Below are 16,065 nucleotides of genomic sequence, written 5' to 3'. Positions count from 1 at the left end.
GCAGCCTACATGGCCAACGTGACTGCAAAACGAGCACTGGGGAGACGCGAATGAACACCGCATTCGTGCTGATGGCGCAATACAACGGGAAGGCGATCATCTCGATCGAGCAGGTGTGCCACGATTACTTTACACACCTCACACCTGACATGTTTCAACGGAAGGTACTGGCGGGTCAGATCAAACTCCCCATCACTCGGCTCGAAGCGAGCCAGAAAAGTGCAAGAGGCGTTCATATCGCGGATCTGGCCCTGTATCTGGACCAACAAAGGGATGCTGCGCGCAAAGAGTGCGCGCAGTTGAACAAAACACTTAGAGCGAGCTAACTACCCTACCCGGGCGCCGAGGGTAACCGGCGCCTGGATAATCTGCTCCAACCACTTCCAGTCCTTATACTGATCGCCACGCCCACGCAAATGGGTATACCGCCGTAGTGAGTTCCAATCGCGGTGACCAGACACACTTGAAACCCTCGGTATATCCCAGTCCATTTCAAACAGCCGACTCACCCCTTCATGCCTGAGATCATGGAAGTGGAGATCAGCTATGCCTGTCATCTTGCACGCCTTGTTCCACGCCGTACCAACTGAGTCTGTGTTGTACGGGAAGATCTCCGCGCACTCACGCGGCATGCTTCGGACGATTGCCCAGGCTTGATCTGGCAAGTGGCACCAGACATCGTTGCCAATCTTCTGGCCCGGGTTCTTCATGTCCCGCACCTTAACGGCCTGCCGATGCTCGTCCAGATCCTCCCAGCGGATGCGAGTAATCTCGTCCATCCGGCGCGTTGAGAAAATTGCGAACGCCGCCACCTTCGGCATATGGATAACGGAAGGTCGGCGATCCAGCATCTGGAAGAAGTGCTCCAGCACCTTGTCCAGCTCATCCAACGTCGGCCGCCGATCTCTTTCCCGGCTTCTCATGTTGTAACCCAACTTCTTCAACACCAGCCGCGCATCAGGCATCGCCAAGGCGTTGATCTCGTAGCCCCAGGCTGCCCTGGCCAGCGACAAAACCGCCCCCAAGTGCGCCAAGTCATTGCCGGCCGTCTGCGGCTTGATCGCGCCCCCCTCAGGACTCATGCGCCAAAGGGCGTAGTCCACCAGTACCTGCTGGCTGATGTCAGAGTCGACCTTCTCACCCAGGTAACTGTTCTTGATGGCGTTCAAGGTGCGTCGCTTCGTCTCACCCAATGGCCGGGCTTTCTCAGCCTCCACCAGGTAACGATCGATCATTTGTTTGACCGTTTGCCCTACCCGGCTCGCACGCTCGATAGCACCAGGTTCAGACAACTCGGTTTCCCGTCGCTTCGCCCAGGCCACAGCAGCCTGTTTACGGGCGAACGTCTGGCTCTCTTGGTAGACTGTGACCTTGTCGCGGTTGATGCGAATCTGAGCTGTGTAGCTGACGGTGCCGTCTGCCTTCTTGCGGGGTCTGATGGTTGCCATGAGAGTTGGTACACGTCCGGATTCGATTGGTACATTGTACCAAGCGCTTGGTAAAAACGCCGCAAAACCCCCGAAAATCGGTACAAAACACGTTGAACGAAATGACCGCAAAACTAGGCTCTAACCCAGAAACCACGCGCCATGAGCCTTCCCGCCGGTTCAGCGTTGCGCCCATGATGGACTGGACCGACCGCCATTGCCGGTTCTTCCTGCGCCTGCTCTCCAAGCACACCCTGCTCTACACCGAAATGGTCACCACCGGCGCCCTGCTGCACAACGACGCCGAGCGGTTCCTGCGCCACGATGTCTCCGAGCACCCGCTGGCCCTGCAACTGGGCGGCAGCGTGCCGGCCGATCTGGCCGCTTGCGCACGCCTGGCCGAAGCGGCCGGCTACGACGAGGTCAACCTCAACGTCGGCTGCCCGAGCGACCGGGTGCAGAACAACATGATCGGCGCCTGCCTGATGGCCCACCCGGCATTGGTGGCGGACTGCGTCAAGGCCATGCGCGACGCGGTGGCGACGCCGATCACGGTCAAGCACCGCATTGGCATCAACGGCCGCGACAGCTACGCCGAGCTGTGCGACTTCGTTGGCCAAGTCCGTGAGGCCGGGTGCAAGAGCTTTACCGTGCATGCGCGGATCGCGATCTTGGAAGGCCTGTCGCCGAAGGAAAACCGTGAGATCCCGCCGCTGCGCTACGACATCGCCGCGCAGCTGAAAGCGGATTTCCCGGACCTGGAGATCGTGCTCAACGGCGGTATCAAGACCCTCGACGAGTGCCGCACGCACCTGGCGACCTTCGACGGTGTGATGCTGGGCCGCGAGGCGTACCACAATCCCTATGTGCTGGCCGAAGTCGACCAGCAGCTGTTCGGCAGCGAAGCGCCGGTGGTCAGCCGCAGCGAGGCGATCGAGCGGCTGCGACCGTATATCGTCGCGCACATCGAAAGCGGCGGCGCGATGCACCACATCACGCGGCATATCCTCGGGCTCGGCCAGGGCTTCCCGGGGGCGCGGCGGTTCCGTCAGCTGCTCTCGGCGGACATCCACAAGACCGATACGCCGCTGGCGATCCTCGACCAGGCTGCGGAGCTCCTGCAAGGGCGTTGAGGCCTCGCCGGGGTCGCCTGCGATAGCAGCGACAGATTCCTTGACTGCGCGGTGTTCCAGCTCGGCGGGCTGGGCAATCTTTCGCGGAACCCAGGGCGGGGTTTGCACTCGAAGGTTGACCCTACAGATGGCTCTGGGATCCCGGCTTGGCTGGTGATCCTGGGGCTGCTATGCAGCCCATCGCGGGCAAGCCCGCTCCTACAGGGTTTTGCGCTATTTTGCGGTGGGTATGCCCGACCGCCTTGACGGCCCTTGAGCGGCCGTCGGGGCTCGGGTAATGTCGAGTCATTGCACAGGACAGAGCACGCCCATGACCTCCAAGCTGGAACAACTCAAGCAGTTCACCACCGTGGTCGCCGACACCGGGGACCTGGACGCCATCACCCGGCTCAAGCCGGTGGATGCCACCACCAACCCGTCGCTGCTGCTCAAGGCCGCCGCCATCCCGGGCTACGCCGACCTGCTCAAGCAGGTCAAGGCCGATGCCAAGGGCAATGTCGACCTGGCCTGCGACAAGTTTGCGGTGGCCGTGGGCGCGGGGATCCTCAAGGCGATTCCGGGGCGCATCTCCACTGAAGTGGATGCGCGCCTGTCCTTCGACGAGCCGGCGCTGCTGAGCAAGGCCCGTCAGCTGATCGAGCTGTACGATGCCGCCGGCATCGGCCGGGACCGCGTGCTGATCAAGCTGGCGTCCACCTGGGAAGGCATCCGCGCCGCCGAGAAGCTCGAGAAAGAAGGCATCCAGACCAACCTGACCCTGCTGTTCTCGTTCGCCCAGGCCCAGGCCTGCGCCGACGCGGGGGTGTTCCTGATCTCGCCGTTCGTGGGGCGCATCTACGACTGGCACAAGAAGAGCACCGGCACGGACTACGTCGGCGCCGAGGATCCGGGCGTGCAGTCGGTGACGCGCATCTACGACTACTACAAGACCAACGGCTACAACACCGTGGTCATGGGCGCGAGCTTCCGCAACATCGGCCAGATCGAGCAGTTGGCTGGCTGCGATCGCCTGACCATCAGCCCTGAACTGCTGCAGCAACTGAGCGAAGACCAGGGCGAACTGCCGCGCAAACTGGTCCCGGGCAACCAGGGCGAGGCCAAGCAGCAGCTGAGCGAAAGCCAGTTCCGCTGGGCCATGAACGAAGACGCGATGGGCACCGAGAAGCTGGCGGAAGGCATTCGTCAGTTCGCCCGCGACCAGGAAAAACTGGAAACCTTGCTGGCAGCAAAAGCCTGATACAAATCCGATTTGCCTGACGGGCGGGAAATGCCGAGCATCCTCGGTCTTTTTTCCGCCCAGGCCGGATGATTGTTTGAATCATCCGGTCCCATCGCGGGCCAGTGCTCGCCCTGTAGGCGCGGGCTTGCCCGCGATGGGGCCGGCAAGGCTACCCATTCGAGTTGTCGATGACCCCCTCCCCCGAGCTACTCCCTCTTGTGCTGGCCGGCCCGGTGCTGCGCCGTCTGGAACCGCAGCGCCTGGCGATCTGGCTGGTCGGTTCGCAACCGCTGAACCCGCGCTTGATCCTCGACTGCCCTGGCATCGGCAGCGAGATCGACTGCCAAGTCATCGCGATCGGCCAGCACGCCTTCGTGCACCTGCTGGACATCCGCTTCGACACGCCCCTGCCGTGCGACGTCGCCATCGACTACGACCTGCGCCTGGACAACGGCGAAGGCATCGCCGAGTGGGCCCCGCACCTGCTCTACCCCGGCACTGTCCGCCCGAGCTTCGTCCTGCGCGAGCGCATCGATCAGCTGCTCCACGGCTCCTGCCGCAAGCCGCATCACCCGGCCGCCGATGGCCTGCTCTGCGCAGACCGCCTGCTGCAGGCGTGCAGCAGCCCCGAAGAGCGCCCTGCCCTGCTGCTGATGAGCGGCGACCAGGTCTACGCGGATGACGTCGCCGGCCCTATGCTGCGCGCCATCCATAGCCTGATCGAGCGCCTGGGCCTGTTCGAAGAGGCCCTCGACGGCGCCCTGGTCGACGACAGCACGGCGCTCTACCGCCACCCGGCGTGCTACTACCACCGTGCCGACCTGCTGCCCGCCCAGGAGAGCAACGAAAGCCTGCGCGAGCGCTTCTTTGGCGGCAAACGCAAACCGATCTTCTCGTCCAGCAATGCCGACAACCACCTGGTGACCTTCGCCGAGGTGATGGCCATGTACCTGCTGGTCTGGTCACCGACGCCATGGACCCTGGTACGCATGGACATGCCCGCGGGCCTCACCGACAAACGCCAGGCCCGCTACCGCGAAGAGCTGCCGCTGATCGAAGCCTTCGCCGCCAACCTCGGCCAGGTGGCCCGGGTGATGGCGCAGCTGCCATGCCTGATGATCTTCGATGACCATGACATCACCGACGACTGGAACCTCTCGGCGCAGTGGGAAGAAACCGCCTACGGCCACCCGTTCTCGCGGCGGATCATCGGCAACGCGCTACTGGGGTACCTGCTGTGCCAAGGCTGGGGCAACGACCCTGAGCGTTGCCGGGCGCTGGTCGCGCAGTGCCAGGCGCTGACCGAGCACGCTGCCGCCAACCGACTGGCCAAGCAGCCACAGGACACGCTGATCGGCGAGCTGCTGCGCTTCCAGGGCTGGCAGTTCGAGCTGCCGAGCAACCCGCCAGTGCTGGTGCTGGACACCCGCACCCGCCGCTGGCGCAGCGAAAACAGCCTGAAAAAGCCGTCCGGCCTGCTGGACTGGGAGGCCCTGTGCGAGTTGCAGCAGGCGCTGCTCGATCACCCGTCGGCGATTATCGTGTCACCGGCGCCGATCTTCGGGGTAAAGCTGATCGAGACCGTGCAGCGGGTGTTCAGCTGGCTCGGCTACCCACTGCTGGTGGACGCGGAAAACTGGATGGCCCACCGTGGCGCGGCGCAGGTGATCCTGAATATCTTCCGCCATTCGCGCACGCCAGGGCATTACGTGGTGCTGTCCGGGGATGTGCACTACTCGTTCGTCTACGAGGTGTTGATCCGCCATCGGCAGCAGAGCCCGCACCTGTGGCAGATCACCAGCAGCGGCATCAAGAACCAGTTTCCCAAGCGCTTGCTGGATGTGCTCGACCGGCTCAACCGCTGGCTGTACTCGCCGCGCTCGCCGCTCAACTGGTTCACCAAGCGCCGCCTGATGGAGGTCAAGCCGCGCACGCCAAGCCGCAGCCAGGCGGGTGAGCGGCTGTGGAACAGTGCTGGGTTGGGGCAGGTGTTCTTCAATGAACAGGGGCAGCCGGCGCGGGTGTATCAGCTCAATGCTGATGGCTCGGCTGCCAACGAGTTCATCAAGGACTAGGAACGCTCGAGCGCGTTGACCAGGTCGTGGAAGGCTTCACGGTTGGAGTCGTTCAGGCCCATGAGGATCTTGTGCGCCTCGAGCACCTTGGAGCGCACCACCTCTTCGCTCTGGTCCTGGGACGGCAGGTCGGTCAGGCACTCTGGGCAGGGGATCGGGCGGTCGACGATGTTGAACACCTGATCGAAGCCCATCGACTGCAGCAACCGGGAAATGTCCGGGTTGGTGGTGACCACGGTCGGCAGCAGGCCGACCTTTTGCCGCGACAGGATCGACAGCTTGGCCAGCAGGCCCAAGGTGGTGCTGTCGATGCTCTCGGTCTCGGTCAGGTCGATGACGATGGCCGAGAAGTTCAGCGCGGTGAAGATCTTCTCGATCGTCGCATCCAACGCCGAACACAGGGTCAGGCGCACTTCACCGACGAACTTCAGGACGAAGGTGCCACTCTGTTCGGCAAACTGGATTCTACCGGTACTCATTGAAGGTTCCTGCTCAACACCAATAGGGCGATATCATCCGGCATCTCCCCAAGCGTAGCCAATCCGAAACGTTGGCGCAGCCCATCCAGGCTACCCCCTGCTGCCTTGACGATTTCCGGCAAGGCGGCTTCTTTATCTTTGAGCGTGTCCCCAGGCAAAAGGTCCAGAATGCCGTCCGACATCAGGCTGAGGCTGAACTGCGGTGGCAGCTCGACGACCAGGTCCTGGTAGGTGGCTTCCTCGAACAGCCCTACCGGCAGGCCGCGGCCTTCGAGGTAGCGCGTCTGCTCCGGGGTGTACAGCACCGGCAGCGGCAGGTGGCCGCCAACGGCGTAGGTCAGCAGGCCGGTGTCTTCATCGATCACCCCGCCGACCATGGTCACGTGCTTGCCCAGCTTGCAGTTGATCAGGCCACGGTTGATGTGGCTGAGCACCTCCGACGGCTTGAAGTCGCGCAGCTTGGCGCCGCGCCTGATTTCAAACAGCAGCCGGGTGGTCATGAACTTGAGCAGCACGGTGACGAACGCCGACGACGCGCCGTGGCCGGACACGTCTGCCAGGTAAAACGCGATCCGCCGATCATCGACCCGGAAGTAGTCACAGAAGTCGCCCGACAGGTACAACGACGGGATGATCTGGTGCTCGAAGGCGATGCCAGCGCCGACCCAGGGGCTTTCCGGGAGCATGTTCATCTGCACCTGGCGCCCGGCGGTCTGGTCTTCCTGCAACAGGTGCAGGCTGGCCTCCAGCTCGCGGTTGGCAGCTTCGAGCTTGTCGCGGTAGCGCTGGTTTTCCAGCACCAGGCGCGAGCGATCGAGGGCGCGGCGCACCGAGTGTTCGAGGACGGCGAGGTCTTCCAGCGGCTTGATCAGGTAATCGGCGGCGCCCAGGCGCAGGGCCTCGACCGCGTCGCTCATGACACCGGCACCGGACACCACGATCACCGGCAACTGCGGGGCGAGCTCGCTGATCCGACGGATCAGCTCGAGGCCGCCCATCTGCGGCATGCGCAGATCGCAGATGACGAGATCGGGCTGGTGTTCTTCGAAGACCTGAAGCCCCTGCTGGCCGTTGGCGGCCTGAAGGACGCTGAAGCCGCTGTCTTCCAGATAGGCGGCGAGGCTCGCACGGACCACGTCGTCGTCATCGATGATCAGCAGCGTTGCACTGGTTTTCTGCATGTGGGCGAACGGCGCCGGATTAGGTTGGCGTAGGATCGTCTGAAAGCGCGACGAAGGCTACTGGAATACTCGTTGGCTGCTCTACTCTTTGAGTTGTAGGACAAGAATGCTTGTCCGGCAACCAGCAGAGGTGCCCTGTAAGGCGCAGACGGTACTCCCATCCGCCAGGCGTTTCAAGCATGCGAGCGCCGGGTGCGCTGGACTTTACAGGGCAAATTACCGGGAGTTATAAGAAAGCTGTCCAACGCAACCCGATGAAAGGATCGAGCATGCACCAGACACCCAGCAATCACAGCGAAAAGCGCGATTTCATCCGCATGCGCATCGATGCCGAGGTCAGCCTGCTGCACGCTGGCCAAGTGGTCGCAGCGGTGTGCCTGGACCTGTCCAGCGGCGGCATGCAGGTCAAGGCGGCGCAGCGCTATCAGGTCGGCGACAAGGTCGAAGTGCGCATCGACTCCGATCACCCTGCCCTCAAGGGCCTGCACGCCAGTACCGAGGTGGTGTGGATCGCCGATCAGCCCGGCGGGCAGCACAGGTTCGGTCTGCGCATCCTGGCGATGCATTGATCTGTTACGAAAAAAAAGGCGACCCGAGGGTCGCTTTTTTTACAGTCGCAGTGACATCCGCCGGGATCAGAAGTCGTCTTCGACTTCGCCATCCTTGACCTTGAACTCGCGGTTCTGCAGGTAGGCGTTGCGAATGAACACGTACTTGTCGCCGCTGATCAGCTTCTCGGCCGACAGCAGGCTGGCGCGGGTGTCGATCAGGTCCACGGGGAGGATCGAGTTGCGCGTCGGCACGTGGTTGATGTAGCGGTAGGGTTCGGTGTAGCTGTCCGGGTACTTGGCCAGGCCGTCACGCACGGTGCTTGGGCCGAGCAGCGGGATGACCACGTACGGGCCACTGGAGACGCCCCAGTAGCCCAGGGTCTGGCCGAAGTCTTCGTCGTTGCGCTGCAGGCCCATCTTGGTGCCGACGTCGAAGAAGCCGCCAATGCCGAAGGTGGTGTTGACGATCAACCGCGCAGTGTCGACGCCCGCCGCGTGCGGCTTGAGCTGGAGCACATTGTTGGCCAGGTTGGTGACGTCGCCCAGGTTGCGGAAGACATTGTGAATGCCGTCTTCGAGAAACTGCGGGGTGATCGCCTGGTAACCCTGGGCCAGCGGTTTCAGGGCATAGGTGTCGAGGGTATCGTTGAACCGGAAGATCGGTCGGTTGACCGACTCCCAAGGGTCATCCTCGGTCGCCGCCTGCGAGGCTGCCACCGGCGCCAGCAGCAGACTGGCGCAGACACAGGCCTGGGTGATTCGCTCGATCACACTGGCACCGATCCTAGGCATATGATGTTTCTCCATCGGGTTTCACGGTCACAGCCGCCGAGGCGCGCTGTTGTAATTGGGCGACAGTATAAAGCGTCGCTGGCCGATAAACAGCTTTACACAGTTTTGCTCAACATTTTGTGAACATCGGTTACGCCGTCATCGGACGGTCATGTTCGGCGTCTAGCCTGCGACGTATTTCAGGGAATTTGCCATGCATGACGCTCCCGCCTTTACCGCTGTGCTGTTTGGCCTGCGCGGCTGCCTGGTCCAGGCCCCCAGCGGTAGCCCCCTGCCCGCCCCGGGCGCGCTGGAAGCCCTCGACGGCCTGCGCCGCCGGGCAATCCCCTGCATCTGGCTCGACGAGCCACACAGCCGCGAGGGCAGCGACCTGGCCAGCGTGCTGCCGGCGTGGCTGCCGGGGCACCTCGGGGCGCCCTCGCCCTGGCCGGCGCCGGATGCCTGCTGGCAAGCCTTGATGCAGCTGCAAAGCCAGCAACTGGAGGGCTGCGTGGTGGTCAGCGGCGACCCGTACCTGCTCGAGTCAGGGCTCAACGCCGGGCTGTGGACCGTCGGCCTGGCGACCTGCAGCCCGTCCTGCGACCTGTCGTCGAGCCACTGGCAGGCACTCACCGCGCAAGACCGCGAGCTGGCCCGCGGCAAGGCCACGCTTGAGCTGTTCGGCCTGGGCGTGCATTCGGTGATCGACCACCTGGAGGCGCTGGACACCTGCCTGGCGGACATCGCCCAGCGTCGCCGCAAGGGCGAAAAACCCTGATACAGGTGATTGACGCGGATCATGCAAAGCAGCGGCGAGTGGATTACGCTTGAAGCAGGCGAGAACCTTTGCCGGGTGGCTGAGGTCCATGCTTTGCCAAGTCATTGAGGGAGAACAACCCATGCCCGCCCGCGAACTGCAAGAGCGCTTGAACAGCCTGCGCGAGCAACTGGATCGAAACGTGCCGCTCACCGAAGACGAGCTGGCCGCGCTGCACGAGGAAGCCAGACAGATAGAAGCTCAGCTCAAGCTGGAAGAAGCGACACCGGACAACAACCTGGCCGACGGTTTCAACCTGGCGGTCGAACGCTTTGAAGTCGAACACCCAGACCTGACCGCGACCCTGCGCAGCATTGCCAACAGCCTGCACAGCATGGGCATCTGAGCTCACTGCACCTGCAGCGTCACTGGGCCGCCCCCACAGGTGCCGCGCAACTCACCAACGGCGCGTAACCTGTGGGAGCGGCCTTGTGTCGCGAAAGGGCCGCAACGCGGCCCCGGCACTCTCGAATTACGAATTACTGCCGAACCAAGCGCAGGTTACGCGGGCTGATCGGCCCGGTGCTGCGGTACGGGTTGATGTCCAGCCCACCCCGGCGCACATACCGCGCATACACCGTCAGGTGCTCCGGCTTGAGCAATCGCTTGAGGTCGAGGTAGATCCGCTCGACGCACTGCTCATGGAAGTCGGCATGCTGGCGGAAGCTCACCAGGTAGGTCAGCAGGCTGCCATGGTCCAGCGCCAGGCCCTTGTACTCGACCACCACGCTGCCCCAGTCCGGCTGGCCGGTCACCGGACAGTTGGACTTGAGCAGGTGGCTGTGCACCGCCTCCTCCACCACCCGATCCGCGTCACACTGGAGCAACTGCGGCTGCGGCTGCTCGTAGTTGTTGATCGCCACGTCCAGCCCATCGATGCACTGCCCCGGCAACGCCACCACGCCCTCGCCTTCAACCTCGGCCAGGGTACGCACGCGCACGCTCACCGGCTTGCCAGCCGCCGCCGACAGGTCCTGCTCCAGGCATGCCTGCAGCGCCTCGGTGCTGGCGAACACGGTCTGGTTCAGCGAGTTGAGGTACAGCTTGAACGACTTCGACTCGATGATGTTCGGCGACGCCGCAGGGATCGCGAACTCACCGATGGCCACCACCGGCTTGCCCGACGGCAACAGCCAGGACAGCTCGAAGCAGTTCCAGTAGTCGACACCCTGCCACGGCAAGGCATCACCGCTGACCCCGAGCTCGGCCCACTTGGCCAGGCGCGGAATGGGAAACAGCAGCGAAGGGGTGTAAGTGGAGATGTATTCGCTGGACTTGCCCAGCGGGGAGTGTTCGGCGGCAGGATGCATGGTCAGAACCTGAAAAAACGGATGCGCCTAGTTTACCGGTTTTGCAGCCTGCCTTGGGCGTGAAGTCACTCGATGGTCAACGGCCCGACCATGCCCGCCTGATAGTGCCCAGGCACGTTGCAGGCGAATTCGATCGGTGCCGAGGTGCGGAAGGTCCAGGTCAGCTCACCGCGCTGGCCGGGCTGCAGCAGCACCGTGTTACCGCCATCGTGGCCATGCTCGCCATGGCCCATCTGGCTGTGGTCCATGCCCTCGTGCTGGCTGCCGGCGGTGAAGATCTTGCCCTGCATGGCCACCATCTGCTTCTGGTGTTCGACGTGCATGGCCTTGTCGCCGAGGTTGAACTCGTGCGGCAGCTGGCCCTGGTTGATCAGCACGAAGCGCACCGTCTCGCCCGCCTTGACCTGCAGGCTGGCGGGCTCGAAGGCGATGTCCTTGAGCACCACTTCGACGGTGCGGGTGGCCTTGGCGGCCGGGGCCGGCTCGCCGAAAGCAAAGCCATGAGCGTGACCCTCAGCGGCCAGGGTGGGCAGGCCGAAGAGTGCGAGGGCGGCGCCGATGAACAGGTGTTTCATGTCTACTCCGGGGGTTACAGCAATCATCCGGCTACTCTAGGGAGCACCGACTGGCAGTTGGCTGACGGCAAGATTACAACTTTGTCAGCTTGGCCCGCGGGGTAAACTGTCACGTATCATTTTCAGCCGTATCGATACCCTGCCTGGACAACGCCCCTGATGAAACTGCTGATCGTCGAAGACCAGGCCAAGACCGGCCACTACCTGCGCCAGGGCCTCAGTGAAGCCGGCTTTGCCACCGAGCTGGCGGCCGATGGCGACACGGGGCTGCACCTGGCGCTGACCGGCGACCATGCCTTGCTGATCCTCGACGTGATGCTGCCGGGCCGGGATGGCTGGCAGATTCTCCAGGCCGTGCGCCAGGCCGGCCTGGAAACCCCGGTGCTGTTCCTCACCGCCCGCGACGCCGTGGAGGATCGGGTGCACGGCCTGGAGCTGGGTGCCGACGATTACCTGGTCAAGCCGTTCGCCTTTTCCGAGCTGCTGGCGCGGGTGCGCACCCTGCTACGGCGCGGCGCCAGCCCGAACCAGGACACCAGCCTGCAGCTCGCCGACCTGCGCCTGGACCTGATCCGCCGGCGGGTCGAACGCGCCGGCCAGCGCATCGACCTGACCGCCAAGGAGTTCGCCCTGCTCGAACTGCTGCTGCGCCGCCAGGGCGAGGTGCTGCCCAAATCGCTGATCGCCTCGCAGGTGTGGGACATGAATTTCGACAGCGACACCAATGTCATCGAAGTCGCGATCCGCCGCTTGCGCCTGAAAGTCGACGACGCCCACCCGGACAAGCTGATCCACACCGTGCGCGGCATGGGCTATGTGCTCGAAGAGCGCCAGGGGTGATGCGCCGCCTGTCACTCGGCAGCCGCCTGGCGCTGCTGTTCGCCGCCTGCACCGCGGCGGTTTCGCTAAGCGCCGGCCTGCTGTTCAACCGCGCCAGCGAACGGCACTTCATCGAGCTCGACCAGCAGTTGCTGGGCAACCGCCTGGCGCAACTGCGCCGCCAGCTGGCCGGCGTCGACTCGCCGGAGACCCTCGCCACCCGGCTGCCGCTGCTGCGCGGTGAACTCAGCCACCAGGCCGATCTCGCCTTGCGCATCAGCTCTGCGGCAGGCGAGACCTGGTTCGAAAGCCGCCACGGCCTGCCCGCCCCCAGCCCTCAGCCTGGCCTGGCCACCTCGCATGCCGACGGCGTCGACTACCGCAGCCTGACGGTACCGCTGAACGCGCGCGCGGCACGGTCGGCGCAACTGACCCTGCTGCTCGACATCACCCACCACCAGCATTTTCTGCAGGGCATGCAGCGGCTGATCTGGCTGACCGTCGGCCTGTCGGCGCTGGCCACCGCCCTGCTCGGCGCCTGGGCGGTGCGCCGCGGGCTGCGGCCGTTGCGGCAGATCGGCGAAGTGGCGGCCAGCGTCAATGCCCGCTCGCTGACCACTCGCCTGCCGGTGGCGCAGATGCCGGAGGAGCTGGCCGAGCTGGCGAGCACCATCAACGGCATGCTGCAGCGCCTGGACGACGCCTTTCAGCGCCTCTCGGCGTTCTCTGCAGACATCGCCCACGAGCTGCGCACGCCGCTGTCCAACCTGCTGACCCACACCCAGGTGACCCTGACCCGCCCGCGCAGCCTCGAGGAGTACCGCGAGGCGCTGCACGGCAACCTGGAAGAGCTGCAATGGATGGCCCAGCTGGTCAACGACATGCTCTACCTGGCCAAGGCCGACCACGGCCTGCTGATGCCCAACCGCCAGCCGCTGGACCTGGCCGTTGAAGTCGATGCGCTGCTGGAGTATTACGCCGGGCTGGCTGAAGACGCCGAGGTGCAGTTGTTGCGCGAGGGTGAGGGATTGCTGGAGGGTGATCGGCCCATGCTGCGCCGGGCGCTGTCCAACCTGCTCGACAATGCGCTGCGCTTCACGCCGCAGGGCGGGATGATCAAGGTGACGCTGGAGGCGGGGTTGCGCATCGTGGTCGCCAATAGCGGGCCGGCGATCGACGCGGTGGCCGTGCAGCGGCTGTTTGATCGGTTCTATCGGGCGGACCCGGCGCGCCGCGAAGGCAGCAGCGAGCACGCGGGGTTGGGGCTGGCGATTACCCGGTCGATCATCCAGGCGCACGGCGGCGGGATCCGGGTGGAGTGCGAAGGCGGCTGGACGCGCTTTGTGATCGAGCTGCCGGTCAGTTAGCGATTCAGCGCCCTATCCAACGCTATCGCGGGGCAAGGCCGCTCCCACGCCGACCGCGTGATGCCCCTGTTTTTTGCGTGTGTTCGGTGTAGATGCGTTGGGCCTTGGGGGCTTATCCATCTGATTTGGTGACGCTTATGGCCCCTTCCGCCCTTACGGCGGGTCACTTTTTTTCTTGGAAAAAAGTAACCAAAAACCGCCGGCTCCCACATACGGCCCTCCGCTGCGCTGCGGGTTCCCTCACTCCGGCCTTGCTCCCGCGAGGACCGGGCTGTACGGGCCTTCCTGGCCCGCAGCCCTTGCCGGCCTTCCTGGCCGTCACCTCGCTCCGCAAGACCTCCGTTCGGCCTCCTGAGGTCGCCAAGTTACGGGTGGCGCCTGGGCTGGCGTTATCTTCGACACTGGCAATGGTGGTGGATATTCGGGCCTATTCGCGGGGCAAGCCCGCTCCCACAGGATAGTGTCGCTCCTCCGGTCAGCGGAGATCCTGTGGGAGCGGGCTTGCGCCGCGAAAGGGCCGGAACTGCCAATGCACATTCTGGCGCTGACGCGCTGTACCGCCCTTATAAACAAGCGAGAGCGCAGCGATTCGCCAGCCGTTGCCCTGGCCCTTGATCTGGCCCTTGATCTGGCTTGTGATCTTGATCTACCGCGACTTCAGGAGGCCGAACGGAGGTCTTGCGGAGTGAGGTGACGGCCATGGATGGCCGGCAAGCGCCGCGGGCCAGGAAGGCCCGTCCGGCGCGGTCCTCACGGGAGCAAGACCGGAGTGAGGGGACCCGTAGCGCAGCGAAGGGCCGGATGTAGGAGCAAGCGGTTTGGTTACTTTTTTCCAAGAAAAAAAGTGACCCGCCGTAAGGGCGGAAGGGGCCAGGAGCCGCACCACATCAACCGGATAAGCTCGCTAATCGAAACCCGCCCCCACCGGCAACTATCCCAATCACCCGTGAAGAACCCTATTTACGGGTCAAGCGCTGATACTGTGGGAGCGGCCTTGCCGGGGCGCCGGGCCGGTCAGAAAGGGGCGCATAGCGCCCCAGTACATCACTCGTAGCGCAGCGCCATGGCCGGTTCGATCTGCGAAGCCCGGTACGCCGGATAGATCGTTGCCAGGAAGCTCATCACCAACCCGGCCGTACAGATCATCGCCACGTCACCCCACTGCAGTTCGGACGGCAGGCTGCTGATGAAGTACACGTCCGAGGTGAAGATGTGCTGGCCACTGACCCGCTCCAGCCAGCCGACGATCTGGCTGACGTTGATCGCCGCCACCACCCCGAGCACGCCACCGAGCAACGTGCCGACGATGCCGATGAGGCTGCCCTGGACCATGAACGTGCCCATGATCTGCGTGGGCGTGGCGCCGATGGTGCGCAGGATGGCGATGTCAGCACCCTTGTCGTTCACCACCATCACCAGGGTGGCGATGATGTTGAACGCCGCCACCGCGATGATCATCATCAGCAACAGACCGATCATGGTCTTTTCCATCTTCATCGCACTGAACAGGCTGCCCTGGGTGTGCGACCAGTCATCGGCGTGGTAGCCCTCGCCCAGCTGCGCGGCAATCGCCTTGGACACCTGCGGCGCGGCGTACAGGTCGTGCAGCTTGAGGCGCACGCCCTGCACGCTGCCCGGCGCCCAGCGCTGCATCTCGCCGGCGTCGGCCGCGTTGATGTAGGCCTGCGAGCCATCCAGCTCGGCGCCGACCTTGAAGATGCCGACCACGGTCAGGCGCTGCATGCGCGGGGTGATGCCGCCCGGCGCCTTGCTGATTTCAGGCACGATCAGCGTCAGTTTGTCGCCGGTATTGAGGCGGAAGCGACGCGCCGTCAGCTCGCCGATGACCACGCCATATTCGCCAGGCAGCAAGTCCTGCAGACGGCCCTGGACGATGTGCTGGCCGACGATCGAGACCTTGCCCTCTTCGGCCGGGTCGATACCGCTGACCTGGATCGGCTGCATCGCACCTTTGTAAGAGAGCATGCCTTCCATTTCGGTCACCGGCGCCGCGGCGATCACCGCCGGGTTCTTCAGCGCCGCAGCGGCCACCGTGCGCCAGTCGTCCAGCGGCTGCGCGCCGAGGATGCTGGCGTGCGGCACCAGGCCGAGAATCCGCGAGCTCATTTCACGCTGGAAGCCGTTCATCACCGACAGCACCACGATCATCGCCAGCACGCCCAGGGACAAGCCGATCATCGAGGTCATCGAGATGAACGAAATGAAGTGATTGCGACGCTTGGCACGGGTGTAGCGAGCACCGATGAACAAGGGCAAGGGTCTGAACATGTACGAGTACACCCAATGAATAGTGTGGCGGGGCGGTTTAGGCCGCCCCGTG

16 protein-coding genes are annotated in these 16,065 nt (G+C 64.1%); 9 read left to right on the top strand and 7 right to left on the bottom strand.

Translation table 11 applies throughout. The features are described 5' to 3' along the window. Positions 1 to 50 precede the first annotated feature (50 nt). Positions 51 to 326: a pyocin activator PrtN family protein gene (locus CCOS865_RS09170; RefSeq protein ID WP_119139994.1), complete on the top strand. Its 276-nt coding sequence runs from the start codon at positions 51 to 53 to the stop codon at positions 324 to 326. Here the strand turns inward: CCOS865_RS09170 and CCOS865_RS09165 are convergent, their stop codons facing one another. Next, the gene (locus CCOS865_RS09165; protein WP_119139993.1) at positions 327 to 1,448 is read right to left on the bottom strand and encodes a site-specific integrase; all 1,122 of its coding nucleotides are present in this window, start codon (positions 1,446 to 1,448) and stop codon (positions 327 to 329) included. A gap of 101 nt (positions 1,449 to 1,549) precedes the next feature. Here CCOS865_RS09165 and dusA point away from each other — a divergent pair, with 101 nt between their 5' ends. The 3 genes from dusA (at position 1,550) to CCOS865_RS09150 (ending at position 5,854) form a co-directional block, all read left to right on the top strand. Next, positions 1,550 to 2,560, top strand: a complete 1,011-nt coding sequence (dusA, locus tag CCOS865_RS09160) for a tRNA dihydrouridine(20/20a) synthase DusA (protein WP_119139991.1) — start codon at positions 1,550 to 1,552, stop codon at positions 2,558 to 2,560. A 310-nt stretch (positions 2,561 to 2,870) separates the two neighbouring features. Beyond that, entirely contained in the window at positions 2,871 to 3,797 is a 927-nt protein-coding gene (gene tal, locus CCOS865_RS09155; RefSeq protein ID WP_119139989.1) for a transaldolase, read from the top strand. 170 nt (positions 3,798 to 3,967) lie between these two features. Continuing rightward, positions 3,968 to 5,854, top strand: coding sequence for an alkaline phosphatase D family protein (locus CCOS865_RS09150; RefSeq protein WP_119139987.1), 1,887 nt, complete (start codon positions 3,968 to 3,970; stop codon positions 5,852 to 5,854). Here the strand turns inward: CCOS865_RS09150 and rssC are convergent. Both rssC and rssB read right to left on the bottom strand, forming a co-directional pair. Then, on the bottom strand, positions 5,851 to 6,333 hold the full coding sequence (rssC, locus tag CCOS865_RS09145) for an anti-sigma factor antagonist RssC (RefSeq protein ID WP_119139985.1): 483 nt from the start codon (positions 6,331 to 6,333) through the stop codon (positions 5,851 to 5,853). The two genes, CCOS865_RS09150 and rssC, sit on opposite strands and share 4 nt — an antisense overlap. Then, positions 6,330 to 7,514, bottom strand: a complete 1,185-nt coding sequence (gene rssB / locus CCOS865_RS09140; RefSeq protein ID WP_119139983.1) for a two-component system response regulator RssB — start codon at positions 7,512 to 7,514, stop codon at positions 6,330 to 6,332. The genes rssC and rssB overlap by 4 nt, the downstream gene beginning before the upstream one ends. Positions 7,515 to 7,783: 269 nt before the next feature. Here rssB and CCOS865_RS09135 point away from each other — a divergent pair, with 269 nt between their 5' ends. Then, positions 7,784 to 8,083 carry a PilZ domain-containing protein gene (locus CCOS865_RS09135; protein ID WP_119139981.1) on the top strand — a complete coding sequence of 100 codons (300 nt, stop codon included), beginning with the start codon at positions 7,784 to 7,786 and terminating at the stop codon, positions 8,081 to 8,083. A gap of 66 nt (positions 8,084 to 8,149) precedes the next feature. Here the strand turns inward: CCOS865_RS09135 and CCOS865_RS09130 are convergent, their stop codons facing one another. Next, a complete protein-coding gene (locus CCOS865_RS09130) occupies positions 8,150 to 8,857 on the bottom strand; it encodes an MlaA family lipoprotein (protein WP_119139979.1) in 708 nt (235 codons plus the stop codon). A 193-nt stretch (positions 8,858 to 9,050) separates the two neighbouring features. Between CCOS865_RS09130 and pcrP the strand changes: the two genes are divergently transcribed. Further along, positions 9,051 to 9,614, top strand: a complete 564-nt coding sequence (gene pcrP / locus CCOS865_RS09125) for an HAD superfamily inactivated hydrolase PcrP (RefSeq protein WP_119139977.1) — start codon at positions 9,051 to 9,053, stop codon at positions 9,612 to 9,614. 121 nt (positions 9,615 to 9,735) lie between these two features. Next, positions 9,736 to 9,999: a DUF4404 family protein gene (locus tag CCOS865_RS09120; RefSeq protein ID WP_119139975.1), complete on the top strand. Its 264-nt coding sequence runs from the start codon at positions 9,736 to 9,738 to the stop codon at positions 9,997 to 9,999. Between the two features lie 133 nt (positions 10,000 to 10,132). Here CCOS865_RS09120 and queF read toward each other — a convergent pair whose 3' ends face one another. Further along, entirely contained in the window at positions 10,133 to 10,963 is an 831-nt protein-coding gene (queF, locus tag CCOS865_RS09115) for an NADPH-dependent 7-cyano-7-deazaguanine reductase QueF (protein ID WP_119139973.1), read from the bottom strand. 65 nt (positions 10,964 to 11,028) lie between these two features. Beyond that, positions 11,029 to 11,538 (bottom strand): cupredoxin domain-containing protein, encoded by a 510-nt coding sequence (locus tag CCOS865_RS09110; protein ID WP_119139971.1) that lies wholly within the window; start codon positions 11,536 to 11,538, stop codon positions 11,029 to 11,031. 159 nt (positions 11,539 to 11,697) lie between these two features. Between CCOS865_RS09110 and CCOS865_RS09105 the strand changes: the two genes are divergently transcribed. Continuing rightward, on the top strand, positions 11,698 to 12,378 hold the full coding sequence (locus CCOS865_RS09105) for a heavy metal response regulator transcription factor (RefSeq protein ID WP_119139969.1): 681 nt from the start codon (positions 11,698 to 11,700) through the stop codon (positions 12,376 to 12,378). Further along, entirely contained in the window at positions 12,378 to 13,724 is a 1,347-nt protein-coding gene (locus CCOS865_RS09100; protein ID WP_415842618.1) for a heavy metal sensor histidine kinase, read from the top strand. Before CCOS865_RS09105 ends, CCOS865_RS09100 begins: the two co-directional genes overlap by 1 nt. 1,044 nt (positions 13,725 to 14,768) lie before the next feature. Here CCOS865_RS09100 and CCOS865_RS09090 read toward each other — a convergent pair. Beyond that, complete coding sequence (locus CCOS865_RS09090; protein ID WP_119139965.1) at positions 14,769 to 16,013, bottom strand: lipoprotein-releasing ABC transporter permease subunit; 1,245 nt, start codon at positions 16,011 to 16,013, stop codon at positions 14,769 to 14,771. Positions 16,014 to 16,065: the final 52 nt, after the last annotated feature.

The organism is Pseudomonas reidholzensis (assembly GCF_900536025.1).
Lineage (GTDB): Bacteria > Pseudomonadota > Gammaproteobacteria > Pseudomonadales > Pseudomonadaceae > Aquipseudomonas > Aquipseudomonas reidholzensis.
This window is presented reverse-complemented; position numbering and strand designations above follow the sequence as displayed.

Bases quoted from the DNA above. Each gene is read 5' to 3' on its own strand.
- queF (WP_119139973.1), bottom strand. From the start codon at position 10,963: ATGCATCCTGCCGCCGAACACTCCCCGCTGGGCAAGTCCAGCGAATAC.
- CCOS865_RS09165 (WP_119139993.1), bottom strand. From the start codon at position 1,448: ATGGCAACCATCAGACCCCGCAAGAAGGCAGACGGCACCGTCAGCTAC.
- CCOS865_RS09150 (WP_119139987.1), top strand. From the start codon at position 3,968: ATGACCCCCTCCCCCGAGCTACTCCCTCTTGTGCTGGCCGGCCCGGTG.
- CCOS865_RS09110 (WP_119139971.1), bottom strand. From the start codon at position 11,538: ATGAAACACCTGTTCATCGGCGCCGCCCTCGCACTCTTCGGCCTGCCC.
- pcrP (WP_119139977.1), top strand. From the start codon at position 9,051: ATGCATGACGCTCCCGCCTTTACCGCTGTGCTGTTTGGCCTGCGCGGC.
- rssC (WP_119139985.1), bottom strand. From the start codon at position 6,333: ATGAGTACCGGTAGAATCCAGTTTGCCGAACAGAGTGGCACCTTCGTC.
- CCOS865_RS09100 (WP_415842618.1), top strand. From the start codon at position 12,378: ATGCGCCGCCTGTCACTCGGCAGCCGCCTGGCGCTGCTGTTCGCCGCC.
- CCOS865_RS09170 (WP_119139994.1), top strand. From the start codon at position 51: ATGAACACCGCATTCGTGCTGATGGCGCAATACAACGGGAAGGCGATC.
- tal (WP_119139989.1), top strand. From the start codon at position 2,871: ATGACCTCCAAGCTGGAACAACTCAAGCAGTTCACCACCGTGGTCGCC.
- CCOS865_RS09105 (WP_119139969.1), top strand. From the start codon at position 11,698: ATGAAACTGCTGATCGTCGAAGACCAGGCCAAGACCGGCCACTACCTG.
- dusA (WP_119139991.1), top strand. From the start codon at position 1,550: ATGACCGCAAAACTAGGCTCTAACCCAGAAACCACGCGCCATGAGCCT.
- CCOS865_RS09130 (WP_119139979.1), bottom strand. From the start codon at position 8,857: ATGCCTAGGATCGGTGCCAGTGTGATCGAGCGAATCACCCAGGCCTGT.
- CCOS865_RS09120 (WP_119139975.1), top strand. From the start codon at position 9,736: ATGCCCGCCCGCGAACTGCAAGAGCGCTTGAACAGCCTGCGCGAGCAA.
- CCOS865_RS09090 (WP_119139965.1), bottom strand. From the start codon at position 16,013: ATGTTCAGACCCTTGCCCTTGTTCATCGGTGCTCGCTACACCCGTGCC.
- rssB (WP_119139983.1), bottom strand. From the start codon at position 7,514: ATGCAGAAAACCAGTGCAACGCTGCTGATCATCGATGACGACGACGTG.
- CCOS865_RS09135 (WP_119139981.1), top strand. From the start codon at position 7,784: ATGCACCAGACACCCAGCAATCACAGCGAAAAGCGCGATTTCATCCGC.